We start from the raw sequence: 20,404 nt of genomic DNA, 5'->3' as shown, positions 1-20,404 counted from the left end.
AGCGGCATCGGGTAGTCGATCATGTTTGGTAAAAGAGGCAAAGACGACGGCAACCGGGCAACGCCCGAATTCCGTCCGCCGGCATCCGCTCCCGCCGCTCCCGCTTCGACGGGGACGATGACGGCCGAGCGGCCGGCCACGCCGGCTTCCAGCGCGCCAGTCGCGCCGCCGGCCCGTCGCCCTGTCGAGCCGCCGCCGATGGCGCCGGAGCCGCCAAGAAAGGTCCAGCGCGAGCGCAGCGAGGCCTACTACGACACCAAGAGCCAGGTTTTTTCCGCGCTCATCGATACGATCGACCTGTCGCAGCTCGCCAAGCTCGATCCCGAGAGCGCGCGCGAGGAAATCCGCGACATCGTCAACGACATCATCGCGATCAAGAACTTCGCCATGTCGATCTCCGAGCAGGAAGAGCTGCTCGAAGACATCTGCAATGACGTTCTGGGCTACGGACCGCTGGAGCCGTTGCTTGCCCGCGACGACATCGCCGACATCATGGTCAATGGCTCCAAGAACGTCTACATCGAAGTCAACGGCAAGGTCGAGCAGACCGGTGTCCGCTTCCGCGACAACCAGCAGCTGCTCAACATCTGCCAGCGCATCGTCAGCCAGGTTGGCCGCCGCGTCGATGAATCGAGCCCGATCTGCGACGCGCGCCTTCCCGACGGCTCGCGCGTCAACGTGATCGCCCCGCCGCTCTCGATCGACGGCGCCGCGCTCACCATCCGCAAATTCAAGAAGGATAAGCTGACGCTGGACCAGTTGGTCAAGTTCGGCGCCATCTCGCCGCAAGGCGCCGAGGTCCTCAAGATTATAGGGCGTGTCCGCTGCAATATCGTCATCTCGGGTGGTACCGGCTCCGGCAAGACGACGCTGCTCAACTGCCTGACCAACTATATCGACCGCGAGGAGCGCGTCATCACCTGCGAGGATTCGGCGGAACTGCAGCTGCAGCAGCCGCATGTGGTCCGTCTCGAAACCCGGCCGCCCAATCTCGAGGGCGAGGGCGAGGTGACAATGCGCGATCTGGTCAAGAACTGCCTGCGCATGCGGCCGGAGCGGATTATCGTCGGCGAGGTGCGCGGACCGGAAGTGTTCGACCTGCTGCAGGCGATGAACACTGGTCACGACGGCTCGATGGGAACGATCCACTCGAACAGCCCGCGCGAATGCCTCAACCGTATGGAATCGATGATCGCCATGGGCGGCTATTCACTGCCGCAGCGCACGGTGCGCGAGATCATCGTCGGCTCGGTCGACGTGATCATCCAGGCGGCCCGCCTGCGCGACGGCTCGCGTCGTATCACCCACATCACCGAGGTGGTCGGCATGGAAGGCGACGTCGTCATCACCCAGGATCTTGTGCTCTACAACATCAAGGGCGAAGACGCCGCCGGACGGCTGGTCGGCGAGCATGTCTCGACCGGCATCGGCCGCCCGCATTTCTGGGACCGCGCCCGTTATTATGGCGAGGAGCAGCGCCTCGCCAACGCGCTTGAGGCGATGGAGAAACGCGCTGACTGATGCATTTGGAAGTCTGAAGCAATTTCAGGAAAAGTGTGAAGCGGTCCGGTTCGGCGACTTCGCCGTAACTTTCCGTCCGGAATTGCGTCAAAACAGAGAGGTAGAGCGGTTCGCCGTTACTTTAAAGCGGCCAACCGCCCTGGGGATTCCGGTCGATGTTCGGAATTGACACCACCGTACTAGCGTTCGTCGTGCTCGCCGGCTTCAGCGCCGGCGCGGTGGCCTATGCGTTCCTGTTCTCGCGCATCGACAATGAGAAGCAGAGCGGCAAGCGGCTCCAGACCATCAAGACGGCCGAAACCGACCGGTCCGTGGTGAAGGCCACGCGTGACCGCGCCGCGGAAGCGGTCAAGCGGCGCAAAAGCCTCCAGGATTCGCTCAAGCAGCTCGACGAGAAGCAGAAAACCAACGATCGCAACCTCAAGAAGCCGCCGTTGAAGGTCCAGATCCGCCAGGCCGGCATGCAGGTTTCGATCGAGCGTTTCTACCTCTACTCCGCTGTCTGTGGCATCGTGCTCACGGCCCTTCTCTTTTTCCTCCGCGCGCCTCTGTGGGCTTTGCCCGGCGCCCTGCTGGTGGGCGGCCTCGGCCTGCCGCGCTGGTTCGTTTCGTTTCGCCGCACACGTCGCGTCAAAGCCTTCCTGGAAGAGTTTCCGAACGCGCTCGACATCATCGTGCGCGCGGTCAAGTCCGGCCTGCCGCTCAACGACTCGATCCGCCTGATCGCCAACGAATCGCCCGAACCGGTCCGTTCAGAGTTCCGCCGCATCGTCGATTCCCAGCAGGTGGGCATGTCGGTTCCCGACGCCGCCTTGCGCATGTCCGAGACCATGCCGTGCAGCGAGGCCGGCTTCTTCGGCATCGTCATCCAGATCCAGTCGCAGGCAGGCGGCAACCTGTCCGAGGCGCTGGGCAACCTTTCGCGCGTCCTGCGCGACCGCAAGAAGATGAAGGCCAAGGTCCAGGCGCTGTCGATGGAAGCCAAGGCATCCGCCGTCATCATCGGCGCCTTGCCTTTCGTCGTCGCCTTCCTGGTCTATCTGTCGAGCCCGAACTACATCATGCCGCTGTTCACCACCAATGTCGGCAACCTGATCCTCGGCTGCGCGGGTGTGTGGATGTCGATCGGCATCCTGGTGATGCGCAAGATGATGAATTTCGAAGTGTAGAGGCGCGGATCCAGTGACAGAGCAGGTCGTCAAAACACTCACCGACCCTTCTTTCCTGATCGCGATGCTGGTCGGCATTGCCGTGTTTGCGACCGTCTTCACGCTCATGCCGGCGTTCGGCGGCACGTCGCTCAAGTCGCGCATGAAGAGCGTGGCGCTCGAACGCGACAAATTGCGCGCCGAGCAGCGTGCGCGGCTGGCCAACGAGGCCGACCGCCGTCGCAAGGGCCTGCGCGAGGAACAGTCCATCGGCATGCGCAACATCGTCGATCGCCTCAATCTCAGGCGTGCGCTTGTCGATGAAAGCACGATCCAGAAACTCAAGGTCGCGGGTTTCCGCGGCCAGAACCCGATGACGCGTTTCCTCTTCTTCCGCCTTGTCCTGCCATTCGTCGGTTTTGCCTTGGCGGCCATCTATCTGTTCGTGCTCGGCGGCCTGCCGCAGCAACCGGCTTTCATCAAGCTGTTCGTCTGTGTCGTTGTCGCCTATGGCGGCTTCTACGCGCCGATTCTCTACGTCAACAATCGCGCAGCCAAGCGCAAGCAGTCGATTCAGCTGGCGTGGCCGGACGCGCTCGACCTGATGCTGATCTGCGTCGAATCCGGCATGTCGGTGGAGGCGGCCTTGCGCAGGGTTGCCGACGAAATCGGCTCGCAGTCGGTGCCGCTTGCCGAAGAATTCGTGCTCACCAATGCCGAGCTGTCCTATCTGCAGGATCGCAAGGTCGCCTATGAGAACCTGGCAAGCCGCACCGGCCTGGAATCGGTGAAATCGGTGTCACAGGCCCTGGTCCAGGCCGAACGCTACGGCACGCCGGTGGCGCACGCGCTGCGCGTGCTCGCCTCGGAAAGCCGCGACATGCGCATGAATGCGGCCGAGAAGAAGGCCGCGGCGCTGCCGCCGAAGCTCACCGTGCCTATGATCCTGTTCTTCCTGCCGGTGCTGTTTGCCATCATTCTGGGCCCGGCCGGCATCCAGGTCAGCCAGCGCGGCATCTTCGGCGACCAGCACAGCTCCTCGAGCCAGTAGGCGAGCCCGTCGCATCAATCAAAAGCCGCGCGTGGTCCGCGCGGCTTTTGATTTCAGCAGTGTTCGGCGGTTAGGCTCGGCGACTTCGCCGCAGCCTTCCGAGGAACTGAGTCAAGGCAAAGAGCTTTAGGCAGCGCCGCCCGTCGGTCAGTTCGTGGCGACTTTCGCCTTGTTCTTGTCCTGATCCTTCAGCTGGCTCCAGGCGTTCTGCTGGGCAAGCATCTGGCGTAGATAGGCGACGTTGGCCTGCGCCTGGTCGGGCGAAAGCTCCTGCGAGGCGATCTTCTCGGCCTCGTCGAAGCGGCCCTGCAGGCCCACTACAAGCGCGAGGTTCTGCCGCACCCGGCTGTCGGCGCCGGGCTGTTGCGCGGCTGAGCGCATATAGGTCTCGGCCGTGCGCAGGTCGCCTTCTAGCACATAGGACATGCCGAGATTGGACAGCACCGAAGGTTCGTTCGGCTTGAGTTCCAGCGCCTTCCTGTAATTCTGCCTAGCTTCGTCTTTCTGTCCCATCTGGTCGAGAATGGCGGCTTCCGCCGACACCAGCTTCCAGTCCGGATATTCGGGCGTCTGCGCGCGGCGCACGGCGTCGAGCGCGGGTTCGAACTGGCCGTTGGCGGCGAGCGCCTTGCCATAGGCGGCAAGCACCTCACGATCCTTGGGGTAGGCGATCGCCAGCTTGCGCATCACGGCCAGCGATTGGTCGGCATCGCCATCCATCTGCAGGGCCGCCGCGAAATTTATCGCCATGCGCTTGTCGCTCGGATTGCGGGCGTAGGATTCACCGAGCCTGGATGTGGCGGTGTGCAATTCGCCGGTCGACATCGTTTCCAGCGGCCTGCTGTTGGAACGCGATATGGAGCCGGTGGTCAATTGGCTGGTGCTGCCGCAACCGGCCACGCTGGCTGCCAGTGCCGCCATGAAGGCCGTGCTGATCAGACGCTTGGCTGTAAGGTTCAACGCTTTGATCGGCATCGGCGCCCGGTCTCCATTCCTGTGCGGCCATTGGCTGGCCGTCTTCCCTCCCGCAGAAATATTCTGTTAACCCTAACGGACCGTTAAGAAGCCGACTCGTCGTGTTCGGCCGGAGATCATCGCATGCCTGTCGAACTCATCGAACAAAAGCCGGAAGCCGCCTTGCCTGTCTATCTGGTAGGCAAGGACACCCTTGAAGCCGCGGCGCTGCCGCCGTCCGCCGTCGCCTGGGCAAGGGCCAACGGTTTTTCCGGCGAGGCGGGGCGCACGCTGGTCCTGCCGGGCGAGAGCGGTGGCCTTTCCGGCGCATTGTTCGGTACCGGCGACGGCGAAAGCACACTTGCCCTCGGCGCGCTTGCAAGGGCGCTGCCGGAAGGCGACTGGCATTTTGCGTCGGACTTGCGACAGCCCGACCTGGCTGCGCTCGCGCTGGTCCTCGGCGGCTATGTCTTCACCCGCTATGGCAAGAAGCCTGGCAAGGCATTGCGTTTTGCGCTTCCGGAAGGCGCCGACGGCGCGCATGTCAGCCGCATCGCCGACAGCGTGTTCCTGACCCGTGACCTCGTCAACACGCCGACCAGCGACCTTGGCCCGGTCGAGCTGGAAGAAGCTGCCCGGAAACTGGCGGCCGCCCATGGCGCTGATATCTCCGTGATCCATGGCGACGATCTTCTGGCGCGGAATTTCCCGATGATCCACGCCGTCGGCCGCGCCTCCGCCGGGGCGCCGCGGCTGATCGACATGACCTGGGGAGCAAGCGAAGCGCCGAAGGTGACGCTGGTCGGCAAGGGCGTCTGCTTCGACACCGGCGGCCTCGACATCAAGCCGTCCTCGGGCATGCTTTTGATGAAGAAGGACATGGGCGGCGCCGCCAATGTGCTGGGCCTCGCTGCCATGATCATGGCGGTGAAACTGAATGTCCGGTTGCGCGTGCTGATCCCCGCGGTCGAGAATTCGATCGCCGGCAATGCCTTCCGGCCCGGCGACGTGCTGCGCAGCCGCAAGGGGATCACTGTCGAGATCGGCAACACGGACGCCGAGGGGCGGCTGGTCCTGGCCGATGCGCTGGCGCTGGCCGATGAAGAGCAGCCCGCTTTGCTGATCGACATGGCGACCCTGACCGGCGCTGCTCGCGTTGCGCTGGGGCCTGATCTCCCGCCTTTCTACACCGACGACGAGACGCTTGCCGCCGATCTGGCCGCCGCATCCGTTGCGGTCGAGGATCCGCTGTGGCGCATGCCGCTGTGGCGTCCTTACGATGCGAAGCTCTCTTCGAAGATTGCCGACATCAACAACGTCACCGCCGACGGTTTTGCCGGATCGATTACCGCAGCACTTTTCCTCAAGCGCTTCGTCGAGAAGACGCCCAGATGGGCGCATTTCGACATCTTCGCCTGGAACCCGGCCGATCGCCCCTACGGCCTGACCGGCGGCGAAGCGCAAGGCATTCGCGCGCTGGAGCGGATAATTACTGGGCGATTTGCCTAAGATCAGGACAGCAAGTCGGCGGAAAAGCCGTCACTGAAACGGAACCGAAACAATTTGCCGGCATGTTTGGCCGATGTCGATCTCGATGCGTCCGAGTCAGGCCTTGCGACTATGGCAGCAGGTGATGCTTGCCCAGGTGCGCGACGGCGCGCCCGATCTCACCATGCGCCAGACGACGATCCTGTTCACCATCTATCTCGATCCGCCGCCGCATACGGTGCGCGGGCTGGCCGCCAAGCTCAACGTCACCAAGCCGGTGATCACCCGCGCCCTTGATACGATGGGCGCGCTGAAGCTGGTCTCGCGCCATCGCGACGAGCTCGACAAGCGCAACGTGCTGATCCGGCGCACGGTGGAAGGCGCGCTCTTTGTCGAGCGCTTCGGCGATGGTATCGTCGCCAGGGCGCAGGACCTGCCCATCTGACCTCATAGCTGCCATTTGACCTTCGTTGCTAATGACTGGATTATCGATTTGACCGCCAGGGATGCCCGCCTTCATGCCTTCCGCTCCGACCTTGCCGATGCAAGGCTGAAAGGCGAGGTCGCCGCCGACCGCTTCGTCACCGGCCGTCCGGCGCGGATCACGGCGTCGGTCGCCGACCTGCGCAAGGCGCCACGCCCCGATGCGGGCGTGAACACGCAGGCGCTGTTTGGCGACGACGTGCTCGTCTTCGAGGATGCCGAAGGCTGGGCCTGGGTGCAGGCGGAGCGCGACGGCTATGTCGGCTACGTGGCCGACAATCTCCTTGGTCGGCGCGAACATGCGCCCACGCACATCGTTTGCGTGCCGCGCACTTTCCTCTACCCGGGACCGGATCTGCGCTTTCCGATAGGTGGGCAGCTGTCGATGGGCTCGACCGTCGCGGTGACCGGCTCGGCTGACACGCGCGGCACGCACTATGCGTTGCTGCCCTCCGGCGAGGCGATCATCGCCGGCCATTTGCGGCCGATCGGCGAACTGGCCGAGGATTACGTCACCGTCGCGGAGAGCTTCCTGGGTACGCCGTATCTCTGGGGCGGTGTCTCCGGCTTCGGCATCGACTGCTCCGGCCTCGTGCAATTGTCGATGCGCATGGCCGGCAGGCAAGTGCTGCGCGACTCCGACATGCAGGCGGCATCGATCGGCACGCCAATCGAGCCGGGTCCCGACTATTCCGGCCTTCGGCGCGGCGACCTCGTCTTCTGGAAAGGCCACGTCGCGATCATGACCGACGCCCGCGACATGATCCACGCCAATGGCCACACCATGCTGGTGTCGCGCGAGGGGCTGAAAGAGGCGGTCGGGCGCATCGGCTATCTCTATGGCGGCCCGACGGAGTTCAGGAGGGCGTGACCTTTCCTTCTCCCCGTTTCACGGGGAGAAGGTGCCCGAAGGGCGGATGAGGGGCGGCGCGAACCTCTGAATAGCTGGCGCTGCCCCTCACCTGCCTGCCGGATCCTTTCCCCGTATAGTGACGGGGAGAGGGGCGCTCTCTCGATCCCCTTTTGTTCCGATTTTTCTTGGCGATTGTTCGCTGTCGCGCTACCTCTTGCGTGTGACCGAGCAGCCGCGCCTTGCCGAACAGAATGCCGCCGTCTTGTTACCTGAGCCGTTCGTCAAGTGGTTCGGCGAAAAGGGCTGGTCGCCGCGCGTCCATCAGCTCGAGCTGCTGGCGAAGGCTCAAAGTGGGCAATCGGTGCTGCTGATCGCGCCGACCGGCGCCGGCAAGACGCTGGCCGGGTTCCTGCCGTCGCTGACCGAACTCGCCAACCGGCCGCGCCGCAAGCCCGGCCAGGCCCATCGCGGCATCCACACGCTCTATATCTCGCCGCTCAAGGCATTGGCCGTCGACATCGAGCGCAATCTCGGCAAGCCGGTCGAGGAGATCGGACTGCCCGTCACCATCGAGACGCGCACCGGCGACACGCCGTCGCACAAGCGCCAGCGGCAGAAATTGGTGCCGCCCGACATCCTGCTCACCACGCCCGAGCAGCTTGCGCTGCTGATCGCTGGCAACGACGCGAAGCGCTTCTTCGAGGACCTGCGCTACGTCGTTCTCGACGAACTGCATTCGCTCGTCACTTCGAAGCGCGGACACCTGCTGGCGCTCGGCCTGGCGCGATTGCGTTCCTTTGTCCCCGGGTTGCAGACCATAGGCCTGTCGGCAACCGTGGCCGAGCCAGACGAATTACGGCGCTGGCTGGTCGCGCAAAATCCACCCGGCGAGATGGCCGGGCTGATCACGGTCGCCGGCGGCGCCAAGCCCGATATCTCGATCCTCGACTCGCGTGAGCGCGTGCCGTGGTCGGGACATTCGGCCCGCTACGCCATTCCCGAAATCTACGAGGCGATCAAAGAACACCGCACGACGCTTCTCTTCGTCAACACCCGCAGCCAGGCCGAGCTTTTGTTCCAGGAGCTTTGGCGGGCGAACGAAGACTCCCTTCCCATAGCACTCCACCATGGCTCGCTCGACGTCGGCCAGCGCCGCCGCGTCGAGAAGGCGATGGCCGACAATGCGCTGCGCGCTATCGTCGCCACTTCGACGCTCGATCTCGGCATCGACTGGGGCGATGTCGATCTGGTGGTGCATGTTGGCGCGCCGAAGGGTGCCAGCCGCCTGGCGCAGCGTATCGGCCGCGCCAACCACCGCATGGACGAGCCGTCGAAGGCGATCCTGATCCCGGCCAACCGCTTCGAGGTGCTGGAATGCCGCGCCGCGCTCGACGCCAACTATCTCGGCGCGCAGGACACGCCGCCGCTGATCAAGGGCGCGCTCGACGTGCTGTCGCAGCACGTGCTGGGCGTCGCCTGCGGCGGACCGTTCGATGCCGATCTCCTGTTCGAGGAGGTGCGCGGCGCTGCCCCTTATGCGACGCTGGAGCGCGAGACCTTCGACCGCGTCATCGATTTCGTCGCCACCGGCGGCTACGCGCTGAAGAACTACGAGCGCTATGCCCGCATCCGCCGCAACAAGGACGGGCTCTGGCGCATCTCGCACCCCAGGGTCGCGCAGCAATACCGGCTGAATGTCGGCACCATCGTCGAAATGCCGGAGCTCAACATCCGCTATGTCCGGCAGGGCCGGGGCATGGCCGGCCGCGGCGGGCCGGTGCTCGGCAAGATCGAGGAGTATTTCGCCGAGACGCTGCGTCCGGGCGACAATTTCCTCTTTGCCGGCAAGGTGCTGCGTTTCGAAGGCATCCGCGAGAACGAGTGCGTCGTCTCCAACGGCGCCGGCGCCAACATCATCGTGCCGTCCTATGCCGGCGGCAAATTCCCGCTGTCGACCTATCTCGCCGAACAGGTGCGCGGCATGCTGGCCGACAGCGACCGCTGGAAGCTCTTGCCCGAGCAGGTGGCCGACTGGCTTCGGATTCAGCAAGAAAAGTCGGTGCTGCCGAAGCGTGGCGACCTTCTGGTCGAGACCTTTCCGCGCGGCAACCGTCATTACATGGTCGCCTATCCCTTCGAGGGCCGGCTGGCGCACCAGACGCTGGGCATGCTTTTGACGCGCCGGCTGGAGCGCGCGCATGCGAGGCCGCTCGGCTTCGTCGCTACCGATTACTCGCTGGCGGTGTGGGCGCTGGACGATATGGCGGCGCTGTTCAAGGCGAAGAAGCCGTCTCTTGGTCAGCTCTTCGATGAGGATATGCTGGGCGACGATCTTGAGGCCTGGCTGAACGACAGCTGGATGCTGAAGCGCACCTTCCGCACCTGCGCCGTCATCGCCGGGCTGATCGAGAAGCGCTTTCCGGGCCAAGAAAAAAGCGGAAGGCAGGTGACGGTGTCGGCCGATCTCATCTACGACGTTTTGCGCAGCCATGAACCGGACCATATCCTGCTGCAGGCAACGCGCACCGACGCCTCGGCCGGATTGCTCGATGTCAGCAGACTTGGCGAGATGCTCTCGCGTGTGCGCGGTCGAATCATGCATAAGCATCTCGACCAGATCTCGCCGCTGGCGGTGCCGGTGATGCTTGAGATCGGCAAGGAATCGGTCAATGGCGGCGCCAACGACACGCTGTTGATGGAAGCCGCAGACCTGGTTGAGGAAGCCATGGGCGGCCGGGCATGACGAGTTGAGAGAGGTCAGGAGGGGATGAACTTTTCGCTGACGCGCGCGACGCTGATCGCCGAGGCCGACCTTGTCGGCATCGCCGGCGAACGCGCGGTCTGCGACCGGCGCGGCGTTCTCTATTTCCCCGATCTGCGGCTGCTCTGCGTCTCCGACCTGCATCTCGAAAAAGGCTCGTCCTTCGCCAGGCGCGGCGCGTTGATCCCGCCCTACGACACCGGCGCAACCTTGCTCCAGCTTCAGGCGGTGATCGCGGACTATCAGCCGCGGATCGTCGTTAGCCTCGGCGATTCCTTCCACGACGGCGGCGGCGCCGAGCGCATGCATCTGAGCTTCCGCGAGCGGCTGGAGGCGATGATGGCCGGCCGAGACTGGTTCTGGGTTGCCGGCAACCACGACCCGGAAGCGCCCGCCGACTTGCCGGGCGAGACGGTGCGGGAACTCGCCATCGGCGCGCTGGCCTTCCGGCACGAGCCGTCGAAGATGCGGGTCGAAGGCGAGATATCAGGCCATCTCCACCCCTGCGCGCGCATCGTCCAGCGCGGCCGCTCGGTCAGGCGGCGCTGCTTTGCCGGCGACGGCGGCCGCATGATCATGCCGGCCTTCGGCGCCTATACCGGCTCGCTCAACGTGCTCGACCGCGCCTATACCGGCCTGTTCCGGCTGGAGACGCTGATGGCCTATATGCTGGGCGCCGAGCGGACTTTCGCGATTTCAGGCTCGATGCTGCGGCCGGGCTGAGACGCTACTCCAGTCCATAGTAGAGCCTGACCGTATGCTTCGCCTCGGCGAAGAACAGCCAGCGCTCGACCAGCATGCCGGCAAGCTGCGCGGCGGCTGCAAGCACGGATGCGATTGCGCCCAAGTGCCATGGCAGAAAGGCTGCGGTGACCAGTAGGACAGCGGGTGCTGCGAATGCCAGCGCCTGCGTGATCCGTCGCAGCTTGGCACTGTGCTTGCGCGCGATGCGGAATCCCATTTCCTTGAGCAGGTAGTTTTCTTCCGTATGCGGCCATTCGATCGAGCGCACGGTACCGCCCGCGAGGCCCGTCGCCGTGTTGGCGGTGGTCGGGATTTCCAGCCGGTCATTGTAGCGCCAGGTCGCAATCTTCCAGCCCCAGCCGGCGAGCGTGGCGAGCAGGGCCCAGGTCAGCATCGCAGTCGAACCCAGCTTGAACCCCTGAAGCACGGCGTTGCCAAGAACGCTTCCCGTCATCGCTGAAAAGATAAGATAAGCCGGCAAAGTGTAGCGGCTGTGCCATTGCGCGATCGGCTTCAGTGATGCGTAGATCATGCCGGTGGTGCAGACGGTCGTGACCGCGCCGGCCGCCGTCAGCAGGCCGGCAACCGCGACCCAGCCGCCGCTTTGGCCGAGAAACACCCAGCCGATGCCGAACATACAAGCCGGAATGAAGGTCGCGACCGAGGCCACGCCTTCGCGCGACAGCCAGGAGCTGCGCCATTGCGAGAAGGCGCGCCAGGCGCGCTCGGGGCGGCCGAGATGACCGGTGGACGAAAGCAGGCCGGCGACGATTAGGCCGAAAGCAAGCGCCATGCCGACGAGACCAAGCCAGAAATCGGCCGGGGTCACGCCAAACCCGCCAAGCAGGCCGAGCAGCGCCAAAAGGCCGTAGCCGGCCCCGGTGGCGGTGGTGAAGAAGACGACCGAGAAAGCGGGATGCATGATCGGCTAGTTCGAAAGCATGCGGTCGATCCAGCCGAGGAAACCGCCCTCGGCCCGGATCGGCTCCAGTGCCGGCGCGTCCACCTTCGCCGCGCGATCGCTGTGGGCGCGCGGCGGCAGATATCTGTTGGTCGGCTTGTAGCCGAGCTCCGGCATCAGCGCCACGCCGCCACGCTCCTCGACAAGCTGCGAGATCGCCGAGGCCGGATCGCCGAGGTCGCCGAAATGCCGGGCGCTTGTCGGGCAGGCGGCGACGCAGGCCGGCACGCGATCTTCCTCGGCCAGATTGTCGTTGTAGATGCGGTCGACGCAGAGCGTGCATTTCTTCATCACACCGACTTCCGCGTCGAACTCGCGCGCGCCATAGGGGCAGGCCCAGCTGCACAATTTGCAGCCGATGCATTTATCCTCATCGACCAGCACGATGCCGTCCGAAGCGCGCTTGTAGGAGGCGCCGGTCGGGCAGACGGTGACGCAGGCCGGCTGCTCGCAATGCAGGCACGAGCGCGGGAAGTTCACCGTGCGGCTGCCGAGTTCGGTCGTGTGCTCGTAAGCGTGCACGCGGTTGAACCAGACGCCATCGACATGCCCGCCATAGGGGTCGATGTCGGTCAACGGCGCCATATGGCCGCCGGTGTTCCACTCCTTGCAGGCTGTAACGCAGGCCTGGCAGCCGACGCAGGTGTCGAGGTCGATGACGAGGCCGAGTTTTTTCTCGGTCCGAGCGGGAAGACAGGTCATTCGGCGGCTTCCCTTTTTATCCGAAACTCGGCGCCGAAACGAAGCAGATCGGGCGGCGGCTCCAAATGTGGCGGCTGCCGGAAGCGCTCGAATTGCGGCTCGGTGAAGCCGGCTTCCTCGGCCGCGCATTTGACGATCCGCGCGCGCACATCGAACCATGCCGCCTGGCCGGTCACGGGATCGGAATTCGAATAGCGCTTGCCGCTGGCGTCCGCCGCTGTCTGGTCGCCGATGATGTGGTTGAGCAGGAAGCCGCGGTTGCTCTCCGCCGCATCGTCTTTCAGCCCCCAGCTGCCGCGTCGCTTGCCGATCGCGTTCCAGGTCCACACCGTATCCGGGTTCACGCCGTCGATCAGCTTGATCTGGCCCTTGACCCGGCCGTTGATGCTTTCGATCCACACCCAGTCATCGTCGGCAAGGGCAAGCTTGGCTGCGGTCTGGTGGTGCACGAACAGCCGGTTCTGGCTGGTGATCTGCCTCAGCCACGCATTTTGCGAGCCCCAGGAATGATACATATGCATCGGCCGCTGCGTCAGCGCATGCAGCGGGTATTTGTCGAGGTCGACGGTGTCATCCTCGAAGGGCGCATACCAGAAGGGCAGCGGGTCCATATAGGCCTCGATGCGGCTGCGCTCGGCATCGGGCGGCTGGACATCTCCATGGCCCCGCGCGGCAAGCCTGAACCGCTGCATCGGCTCCGAGTAGAGCTGGAAAACGATGGGCTCGGCCTTGGGGATGAAGCCCATCTCGACGGCGAAGTCGAGATAGGCGCGGTTGCCCATCTTGTAATAGCGCTGGTCGTCGGAAAAATCGTGGTGCCAGAAGCCGCCATTGTCGATGTAGCGCTGCAACTGGTCCGGATTGACCTCGCCCCTGCCGATCGAGCCCCCGTCCTTGCCGCGCCAGCCGGCAAGTGGGCCGATGCCGGGCATTCGCTCATGATTGACGATGTAGTCGGCATAGTCGCGGTATTTCGCCGAGCCGTCTTCGTCGACGAAGCCGGGCAGGCCGAGCCGCGCGCCGAGCTCGATCAGCACCGACTGGAACGGCCTGACGTCCCGGTCGGGCTGCACCACGGGATGGCGGATGGCGTCGCCCGGTCCGTCGGCATGGCTGATCGGCCGGTCGAGCAGGCTGATGCAGTCGTGCCGCTCGAGATAGGTGGTGTCGGGCAGCACCAGATCGGCGAAAGCCACCGTCTCGGAATAATAGGCGTCGGAATAGATGATGAAGGGGATATTGTAGGCACCCGCCTCATCCTTGTCGGTCAGCATACCAATCGTCTCGACGGTATTCATCGAGGAGTTCCACGCCATGTTCGACATGTACATCATCAGCGTGTCGATCGGATAAGGATCGCCGGCCCAGGCGTTGCGGATGACGCTGTGCATCAGCCCATGCGCGGCGAGGGGCGCTTCCCAGGAGTAGGCCTTGTCGATACGCGTGGGCCGGCCGGCCTCGTCGACGAGAAGATCATCCGGGCCGCAGACGAAGCCGAGCGGCATGCCGTCCAGCGGCGTCATCGGGCGGACATCCTTGCCGGCAGGCTTCGGTCCAGGCGGCGCCGAGCGCGGGTAGGGCGGCTTGAAACGGAAACCGCCGGGCACATCGATGGTACCGAGCAGCACCTGCAACAGGTGAATGGCGCGGCAGGTGTGAAAGCCGTTGGAATGGGCGGAGATGCCGCGCATGGCATGCATCGAGACAGGCCGGCCCTTGATCGTCTCGTGCCGCCGGCCCATCCAGTCGGTCCAGGCGACCGGCAGTTCGATCGTCTGCTCGAAGGCGACATGCGCCAGTTCCGCCGCGATGCGCCGGATCGTTCCGGCGTCGACGCCACAGCGCTCCGCCACTGCATCCGGCGAATAGGTCTCGCCGAGATAGCGCTCGGCGATGAGCTGGAACGCCGGCACGCAGCGCTGTCCGCCGACGTCATAGCTGCCGGTTAGCGCCGGCTTTGCTTCGGGGTCGGCCGCGCTGACCGGCCGCTTCGCCACCCTGTCCCAGGCAAGCGGATTGCCGTCGGCGTCGCGAACGAACAGCCCGTCATCGGCGGCCCCAGGCTCCTGCACGACCAGCGCCGGCGCGTTGGTGTAGCGCAGCAGATAGTCGAGATCGACGCGGCCGGCCTTCAGCAATTCATGGACGAGCGCCAGCACGAACAGTCCGTCCGTGCCCGGCCTGATGCCGATCCAGTCATCGGCGATCGCATTGTAGCCCGTGCGGCAGGGGTTGACCGAAACCACCTTGGCGCCGCGCGCCTTCAGCTTGCCGAGACCTATCTTGATCGGGTTGGAATCATGGTCCTCGGCGACGCCGAACAGCATGAAGTACTTCGTGTTGTCCCAGTCGGGCTCGCCGAACTCCCAGAACGAGCCGCCGATTGTGTAGAGCCCGCCCGCCGCCATGTTGACCGAGCAGAACCCGCCATGGGCGGCAAAATTGGGCGTGCCGAACTGGCTTGCCCACCAGCCGGTCAGCGATTGCGACTGGTCGCGTCCGGTGAAGAAGGCGAGTTTCCTCGGGTCGGTGCGGCGGATCGACGACAGCCGGTCGGTGGCGATGGTCAGCGCCTCGTCCCACTCGATCTCGCGGAACTCGCCCGTGCCGCGCGGTCCTGTTCTCAGCAGCGGTTTTTTCAGCCGCGCCGGGCTGTAATGCTGCATGATGCCGGCGCTGCCCTTGCCGCAGATCACGCCGCGGTTCACCGGATGGTCCTTGTTGCCGTTGATGTAGCGGACCTTGTCGTCCTTGATATGGACGTCGATGCCGCAGCGGCAGGCGCACATGTAGCAGGTGGTCTTGGCAACGCGATCGGAGACCGATGGCGAGGTCTCGACGCCGTCGCCTTCATTCGGTGCGTTTGTGTCGGCCAGCGGCCGCTGCGAAGGTGCGCAATTGGCGCCGCGCGGCGCAGTTTTGCTCATGATCCGCGAACGCTCTTGCCGCTCGCCATCCTGGCCTTCGTCTTAGGTCCCGGGCCGCGCATATAGTGGAGCTCGGGATGGTAGCGCTCGCCGGCGAGCTGCCGCTTCAGCCGGCGGCTCCAATGCGCAAAAAGGGATTTGAAGCGCCCCACCATTTCCAACCCTTGGCGTATCGCAGCCAATTTTTTCCAACTTCAGGCAAAAACTTAGAACAAAGCAATTGATCCGTCTAACAAGCAGCTCTTGTAATTCCGATCGATTTTGCTTCTTAGTTACGCCATGACCCTCGATCAGTTGCGCATATTCGTCGCCGTCGCCGAGCATGGCCACATGACCAAGGCTGCCGAGCGGCTCGGCATCTCGCAGTCGGCGGCCTCCGCCGCCATCCGCGCGCTCGAAAGCCAGCACGGCGTGCGCCTGTTCAACCGGGTCGGCCGCAACATCGAATTGGCCCAGACCGGCCATCGCTTCCTGCCGGAGGCGAAGGCGGTTCTGGATCGCGCCGCGGCGGCCCGCGGCGTGCTGGAGGATGTCTCGCAGACCGTCGCCGGCAGCCTTTCGATCGCGGCCAGCCAGACGATCGCCAGCTACTGGTTGCCGCGTCGCCTGGCATCCTTCCATGAAGCCTATCCTGCCGTGAAGCTGAGCGTGACGATCGGTAATACGCGGCAGGTCGAGACCAATGTGCTGGACGGCAGGGCCGATTTCGGCCTGGTCGAAGGCCGCACCGAGTCCGACATCCTGCGCCGCGCCACGGTCGACGAGGACCGGCCGATGCTGGTGGTGGCGCGCTCGCATCCCGAAATTCCGATGACGCGGGCGGGCAACCTCGACATCAGGGCATTGCGCTGGATCATCAGGGAAGGCGGCTCGGGTACGCGCGAGATGCTGGAGGATTTCGCGCACAGCCAGGGGGTTCCGCCGGCGGAGCTGCAGATTTTCCTCGTCCTGCCCAGCAACGAGGCCGTGCGCCAGGCCGTGGAGGCCGGCGCGGGAGCCACGATCATCTCGGAGCTCGTGGTCGCGCGCTCCCTGGCGGAGGGCAGCCTCAGGGCCGTGCCGGTCGAATTGCCGAAGCGCGACTTCGCCATGATCACGCACCGCGACCGCCAGGCGAGCCTCGCCCAGATGGCGCTAAAGGCGCATTTGGGTGGGAAGGTCGGCTGAGCCCAAGCGGGATCTGGTCCGCGTCCCAAAATGAGGACCGTCGCAAACACCCGCGATTGGCTGACGCCCTCCGAACTTCGTCATCCTCGGGTCTGCGCGCATCGCTTCGCTCCTGGCTCCGCCCGTGGATGACGAAGTGACTGGCCTCTTCGCTAATCTCCAGCGCTCAGGCAAACTTCCGCCGAGCGTCCAGCGCCAGGCCGAGGCCGACCGAGCCGAACATGTCGCCTTCGATGACCGAGGCCTGCGGCACCAGCGAAAGGATCTGCTGCTTCGCCAGGGGGATGGCGGTCGAACCGCCGGTGAGGAACACGGCGGTGATGACCGAAGCGGCAACGCCGGCGTCGGCGATCGTCTGTCTGACTGTGGTGGCCACGCGTTCGATGTCGCCGCTGATCGTGTCCTCGAGGCCGGCGCGCGTGATCTCGGCCACGAAGCGCGCACCGGGCAGCGACACCTTTACCTCTGCCGAGGGCTGGTCGGTGAGCGCGATCTTGGCTCTTTCGACCAGTCCGGCCATGGCATGGCCGTAGCGATGCTCAACGACATCGATGAAGCGGTCGACAAGGTCGGCCCGTTCGGCCTCGTAGCGGATCTGTCTTAGGTCGTTCATCGCCTTTGCGGTGTAGACGAGGTTGATGCGCTGCCATGTCGCGAGATCGATGAAATAGGCCGCGGGCAGGTTGCGCTTGTGGTCCTTGGTCCGTGTCAGGTAACCGAGCTCGGGCATGACATGGGCGATGCTGAGCAGCCGGTCGAAATCGGTGCCGCCGATATGGACGCCCCGGTTGGCGAGGATGTCGGCCTTGCGGTCGGTCGAGCGGACGCGCTCCGGCGAGACCCGTACGATCGAGAAGTCGGAGGTACCGCCGCCCATGTCGACGATCAGCGCCAGCTCCTCGCGGGCGACCTTCTGCTCGTAGTCGAGCGCCGCGGCGATCGGCTCGAACTGGAAGGCGATGTGCTTGAAACCTTGCGCGCGGGCGGCCTTTTCCAACTCGCCTTGCGCCTTCGCATCGGCAACCATGTCGTCGTCGACGAATTGCACGGGCCGGCCAAGCACGACGCTTTCGACCGGACCGTCCGCATCTTCCTCCAGCCGCTTCTTGAGATGATCGATGAACAGGCCGACGATGTCGATGAAGCCGATCTGGCGCGCCTTGATGCGCGTCTTCTCATTGGCAAGCGTGCTGCCGAGCACGCTCTTCAGCGAGCGCATCAGCCGGCCTTCGATGCTGTCGGTGTAGTCGCTGATCGCGCGACGGCCGAAATAGGTGTAGCCGTCCTCGAAATTGAAGAACACGGCGCTCGGCAAGGTGGGCTGTTCGCCCTCCAATGCCACCAGTCGCGCCCGGCCGTCGCGGATCACGCCCACGGTGGAATTGGACGTGCCAAAATCGATGCCGCCGAATGCCGATTGCATCGCAGCCTCCTGTCGTTGCCTTGTGGCAGGATTGCCAACGACGCCTAGAGCATGATGCCGAAAAGTGTGAAGCGGTTTTCGGACGACATCATGCTCTATCTCTTTGGTTTAGAGCCGGATTCAGATTTCAGGTCGTCTCGACCTGAAATCATCCGGCTCTAGCGCGCCGTCGTCCGGATGGCCGGCCCGCTCTGCCGAATTGATTGTGCGTATTTACCCTTGGGCTGGGAGGCGGCGGTTTATCGCATGATCGTCCGAAGGGAAACCCCTTCCGGGAAAATGGGCATCCATTTTTCCCGTGGCCTCAATCCTTGCGGAAGATGAGCCGGCCCAGCCAGCCGGTCAGCATGGCAAGCGACACCGCGAACACGCCATAGAGGAAGGAATAGTCATGCGCGACGCGGAAGACCGACTGCTCGAAGCCGGACTTGCGGATTTCGAGTTGTGCCGAGCTCTCCTTGATGAACAGGCCGCTCTTGAACAGGAACGCGCGCGCCTTGTGCGTGCCGACCGGAACATTGGGCGCCAGGCGCACCGTGGCGCGAAACAGGTTCTGCGACAGGAATTGCACGCCGCCGACATTCTCGCTGTAGAGGCCCGTCGCCGCCTTGCGGTCGCGAAGCGCGGCGGTGAATTCCTCGATGGTGGCAGGGCTCTCGGTCTCGTCGGCGGGCTTCATGTAGAGGTTCTGCGCGCCGAGCGAGAGCTGCTTGTATTTGCTGGGCTCCGCGACGTCCTGCAGCGGCCGCGTCGTGGCGACGGAATAGGAGACCGGCACGTTCTCGAACGTCTCCGACTCCAGGTTGACCCAGACGCCGAGCACCCTGTCCTTGCGCCGGACCACGACCGGCCGCGGCGGGCCTTCGAGCACCACGACCACGTCGTAGCGCCCTTGGCGCGCGACCAGCGGATCGGGATTTTCCAGCGATCCGAAGATCGTCAGGTCGGCGCCGGAGAAACCTGCCGTGATGGAGATGGCGTCGGTCGACAGGCCGATCTGGATGCTTTCGGTGGGCGGCGTCTGCGCCGTTGCCGGAGCAAGGGCAAAGAGCATCGACAACGAGACGGCGGCTGCAAATGCCCTCAAATCCGCCATCAGTTGAGGCCCGCGGCGGACAACGAATAGAGATTGGGCGGCGTCGCGAAGAGATCGACAGCAAGGCGTATGGCCACGGCCAGCACCAGCATCGCCAGCAGCGCCCGCAGCTGTTCGCCGCGCAGCCTCTGGCCGGCCTTGGCGCCATATTGCGCGCCGGCGACGCCGCCGGCCATCAACAGGAAGGCCAGGATCACGTCGACCGTCTGGTTGGTCGTGGCGTGCACCAGGGTGGTGTAGGCCGAGGTGAAGATGATCTGGAACAGCGAAGTGCCGATAACGACGTTGGTCGGCACCTTCAGCAGGTAGATCAGCGCCGGCACCATGATGAAGCCGCCGCCGACGCCCATGATCGACGACAGGAAGCCGATCCCGGCGCCGAGCCCAAGCACCGGGATGACGCTGACGAACAGCTTCGAGGCGCGGAAGCGCATCTTGAACGGCAGCCGGTGGATCCAGTTGTGCTGTCCGGATTTCTTGAGCACGGGCGCCGCGCCGCTGCGGCTGGCGCGCAGCGCATTGACGCTTTCGACCAGCATCAGCCCGCCGACGGTGCCGAGCAGCACGACATAGAGCAGCGAGATGAACAGGTCGAGTTGGCCGAGCCGGCGCAAGAGCGCAAAGACGAAGATGCCGGCCGTCGAGCCGACGATGCCGCCGGCCAGGAGCACGCCGCCCAGCTTGAAGTCGAGTGTGCCGCGCTTGAAGTGCGAGAGCGCGCCGGAGAAAGAGGAGGCGATGACCTGGTTGGCGCCGGTGGCGACGGCGATCGCCGGCGGGATGTTGTAGAAGATCAACAGCGGCGTGATCAGGAAGCCGCCGCCGACCCCGAACATGCCCGACAGGAAGCCCACCGCCGCGCCCATTGCCAGCAGCACGAAGACGTTGACGGAAATTTCCGCGATCGGGAGATAGATGCCCACCCGGCTGTCTCGATCAGTTTGCGTGTCGGCCCATTGTGCCGTCCCCGGACAGTAAAGCACCGAAAAGCCAATTTTTTCTTGCGCCTGCGCGGGGGGGGGGGGGCCCCCCCCCCCCCCCCCCCCCAAAAAAAAAAAAAAAAAAAATTTAAAAACCAAAATTTTTGGAAACGGGGGGGTTTAGGCACCCCCGGGCGTTTTTTTT

At 64.5% G+C, this 20,404-nt stretch carries 17 protein-coding genes; 10 read left to right on the top strand and 7 right to left on the bottom strand.

The features are described from left to right. Window positions 1–21: 21 nt before the first annotated feature. From AC0L2L_RS18725 to AC0L2L_RS18715, 3 genes are all read left to right on the top strand, one after another. A complete protein-coding gene (locus tag AC0L2L_RS18725; protein ID WP_473580076.1) occupies window positions 22–1,521 on the top strand; it encodes a CpaF family protein in 1,500 nt (499 codons plus the stop codon). Window positions 1,522–1,676: 155 nt separating this feature from the next. Beyond that, entirely contained in the window at window positions 1,677–2,690 is a 1,014-nt protein-coding gene (locus AC0L2L_RS18720; RefSeq protein WP_473580074.1) for a type II secretion system F family protein, read from the top strand. Window positions 2,691–2,703: 13 nt separating this feature from the next. Continuing rightward, window positions 2,704–3,720 carry a type II secretion system F family protein gene (locus AC0L2L_RS18715; RefSeq protein WP_027169283.1) on the top strand — a complete coding sequence of 339 codons (1,017 nt, stop codon included), beginning with the start codon at window positions 2,704–2,706 and terminating at the stop codon, window positions 3,718–3,720. A gap of 147 nt (window positions 3,721–3,867) precedes the next feature. On the opposite strand, the gene AC0L2L_RS18710 is transcribed toward AC0L2L_RS18715, so the two are convergent. Continuing rightward, complete coding sequence (locus AC0L2L_RS18710; RefSeq protein WP_473580072.1) at window positions 3,868–4,695, bottom strand: tetratricopeptide repeat protein; 828 nt, start codon at window positions 4,693–4,695, stop codon at window positions 3,868–3,870. A 123-nt stretch (window positions 4,696–4,818) separates the two neighbouring features. On the opposite strand from AC0L2L_RS18710, the gene AC0L2L_RS18705 reads away from it, so the two are divergent. The 5 genes from AC0L2L_RS18705 to pdeM all read left to right on the top strand — a co-directional run bounded on the left by AC0L2L_RS18705 (window position 4,819) and on the right by pdeM (window position 10,982). Continuing rightward, window positions 4,819–6,183: a leucyl aminopeptidase family protein gene (locus tag AC0L2L_RS18705; RefSeq protein ID WP_473580070.1), complete on the top strand. Its 1,365-nt coding sequence runs from the start codon at window positions 4,819–4,821 to the stop codon at window positions 6,181–6,183. A gap of 73 nt (window positions 6,184–6,256) precedes the next feature. After that, the gene (locus tag AC0L2L_RS18700) at window positions 6,257–6,607 is read left to right on the top strand and encodes a MarR family winged helix-turn-helix transcriptional regulator (RefSeq protein WP_473580068.1); all 351 of its coding nucleotides are present in this window, start codon (window positions 6,257–6,259) and stop codon (window positions 6,605–6,607) included. A gap of 48 nt (window positions 6,608–6,655) precedes the next feature. Then, on the top strand, window positions 6,656–7,516 hold the full coding sequence (locus tag AC0L2L_RS18695) for a C40 family peptidase (protein WP_473580066.1): 861 nt from the start codon (window positions 6,656–6,658) through the stop codon (window positions 7,514–7,516). 202 nt (window positions 7,517–7,718) lie between these two features. Then, on the top strand, window positions 7,719–10,241 hold the full coding sequence (locus tag AC0L2L_RS18690; protein ID WP_473580340.1) for a ligase-associated DNA damage response DEXH box helicase: 2,523 nt from the start codon (window positions 7,719–7,721) through the stop codon (window positions 10,239–10,241). A 24-nt stretch (window positions 10,242–10,265) separates the two neighbouring features. Continuing rightward, on the top strand, window positions 10,266–10,982 hold the full coding sequence (gene pdeM, locus AC0L2L_RS18685) for a ligase-associated DNA damage response endonuclease PdeM (protein WP_473580064.1): 717 nt from the start codon (window positions 10,266–10,268) through the stop codon (window positions 10,980–10,982). A gap of 4 nt (window positions 10,983–10,986) precedes the next feature. Here pdeM and AC0L2L_RS18680 read toward each other — a convergent pair whose 3' ends face one another. Genes AC0L2L_RS18680 through AC0L2L_RS18670 form a run of 3 tightly spaced genes read right to left on the bottom strand, consistent with a single transcriptional unit; the run spans window position 10,987 to window position 15,593 of the window. After that, complete coding sequence (locus AC0L2L_RS18680) at window positions 10,987–11,925, bottom strand: dimethyl sulfoxide reductase anchor subunit family protein (protein ID WP_473580062.1); 939 nt, start codon at window positions 11,923–11,925, stop codon at window positions 10,987–10,989. A 6-nt stretch (window positions 11,926–11,931) separates the two neighbouring features. Then, on the bottom strand, window positions 11,932–12,666 hold the full coding sequence (locus AC0L2L_RS18675) for a 4Fe-4S dicluster domain-containing protein (protein WP_473580060.1): 735 nt from the start codon (window positions 12,664–12,666) through the stop codon (window positions 11,932–11,934). Then, on the bottom strand, window positions 12,663–15,593 hold the full coding sequence (locus AC0L2L_RS18670; protein WP_473580058.1) for a molybdopterin oxidoreductase family protein: 2,931 nt from the start codon (window positions 15,591–15,593) through the stop codon (window positions 12,663–12,665). Before AC0L2L_RS18670 ends, AC0L2L_RS18675 begins: the two co-directional genes overlap by 4 nt. Window positions 15,594–15,670: 77 nt before the next feature. Here AC0L2L_RS18670 and AC0L2L_RS18665 point away from each other — a divergent pair, with 77 nt between their 5' ends. Then, window positions 15,671–15,817 carry a hypothetical protein gene (locus AC0L2L_RS18665; RefSeq protein WP_473580057.1) on the top strand — a complete coding sequence of 49 codons (147 nt, stop codon included), beginning with the start codon at window positions 15,671–15,673 and terminating at the stop codon, window positions 15,815–15,817. Between the two features lie 55 nt (window positions 15,818–15,872). Then, entirely contained in the window at window positions 15,873–16,760 is an 888-nt protein-coding gene (locus AC0L2L_RS18660) for a LysR substrate-binding domain-containing protein (RefSeq protein WP_473580055.1), read from the top strand. 166 nt (window positions 16,761–16,926) lie between these two features. Here AC0L2L_RS18660 and AC0L2L_RS18655 read toward each other — a convergent pair whose 3' ends face one another. The 3 genes from AC0L2L_RS18655 to AC0L2L_RS18645 form a co-directional block, all read right to left on the bottom strand. Continuing rightward, a complete protein-coding gene (locus AC0L2L_RS18655) occupies window positions 16,927–18,183 on the bottom strand; it encodes an Hsp70 family protein (protein WP_473580053.1) in 1,257 nt (418 codons plus the stop codon). Window positions 18,184–18,487: 304 nt separating this feature from the next. Next, window positions 18,488–19,279, bottom strand: coding sequence for a TIGR02186 family protein (locus tag AC0L2L_RS18650; protein WP_473580052.1), 792 nt, complete (start codon window positions 19,277–19,279; stop codon window positions 18,488–18,490). Next, the gene (locus AC0L2L_RS18645) at window positions 19,279–20,202 is read right to left on the bottom strand and encodes a sulfite exporter TauE/SafE family protein (protein WP_473580050.1); all 924 of its coding nucleotides are present in this window, start codon (window positions 20,200–20,202) and stop codon (window positions 19,279–19,281) included. Before AC0L2L_RS18645 ends, AC0L2L_RS18650 begins: the two co-directional genes overlap by 1 nt. Window positions 20,203–20,404: the final 202 nt, after the last annotated feature.

The sequence above is a fragment of the Mesorhizobium sp. WSM4832 genome, assembly GCF_055811115.1.
This window is presented reverse-complemented; position numbering and strand designations above follow the sequence as displayed.

What these genes read in the sequence shown, in the direction of transcription:
- AC0L2L_RS18665 (WP_473580057.1), top strand. Translation starts at nt 15,671, where the DNA reads ATGGTAGCGCTCGCCGGCGAGCTGCCGCTTCAGCCGGCGGCTCCAATG.
- AC0L2L_RS18670 (WP_473580058.1), bottom strand. Translation starts at nt 15,593, where the DNA reads ATGAGCAAAACTGCGCCGCGCGGCGCCAATTGCGCACCTTCGCAGCGG.
- AC0L2L_RS18660 (WP_473580055.1), top strand. Translation starts at nt 15,873, where the DNA reads ATGACCCTCGATCAGTTGCGCATATTCGTCGCCGTCGCCGAGCATGGC.
- AC0L2L_RS18720 (WP_473580074.1), top strand. Translation starts at nt 1,677, where the DNA reads ATGTTCGGAATTGACACCACCGTACTAGCGTTCGTCGTGCTCGCCGGC.
- AC0L2L_RS18700 (WP_473580068.1), top strand. Translation starts at nt 6,257, where the DNA reads ATGTCGATCTCGATGCGTCCGAGTCAGGCCTTGCGACTATGGCAGCAG.
- AC0L2L_RS18655 (WP_473580053.1), bottom strand. Translation starts at nt 18,183, where the DNA reads ATGCAATCGGCATTCGGCGGCATCGATTTTGGCACGTCCAATTCCACC.
- pdeM (WP_473580064.1), top strand. Translation starts at nt 10,266, where the DNA reads ATGAACTTTTCGCTGACGCGCGCGACGCTGATCGCCGAGGCCGACCTT.
- AC0L2L_RS18675 (WP_473580060.1), bottom strand. Translation starts at nt 12,666, where the DNA reads ATGACCTGTCTTCCCGCTCGGACCGAGAAAAAACTCGGCCTCGTCATC.
- AC0L2L_RS18725 (WP_473580076.1), top strand. Translation starts at nt 22, where the DNA reads ATGTTTGGTAAAAGAGGCAAAGACGACGGCAACCGGGCAACGCCCGAA.
- AC0L2L_RS18710 (WP_473580072.1), bottom strand. Translation starts at nt 4,695, where the DNA reads ATGCCGATCAAAGCGTTGAACCTTACAGCCAAGCGTCTGATCAGCACG.
- AC0L2L_RS18680 (WP_473580062.1), bottom strand. Translation starts at nt 11,925, where the DNA reads ATGCATCCCGCTTTCTCGGTCGTCTTCTTCACCACCGCCACCGGGGCC.
- AC0L2L_RS18705 (WP_473580070.1), top strand. Translation starts at nt 4,819, where the DNA reads ATGCCTGTCGAACTCATCGAACAAAAGCCGGAAGCCGCCTTGCCTGTC.
- AC0L2L_RS18650 (WP_473580052.1), bottom strand. Translation starts at nt 19,279, where the DNA reads ATGGCGGATTTGAGGGCATTTGCAGCCGCCGTCTCGTTGTCGATGCTC.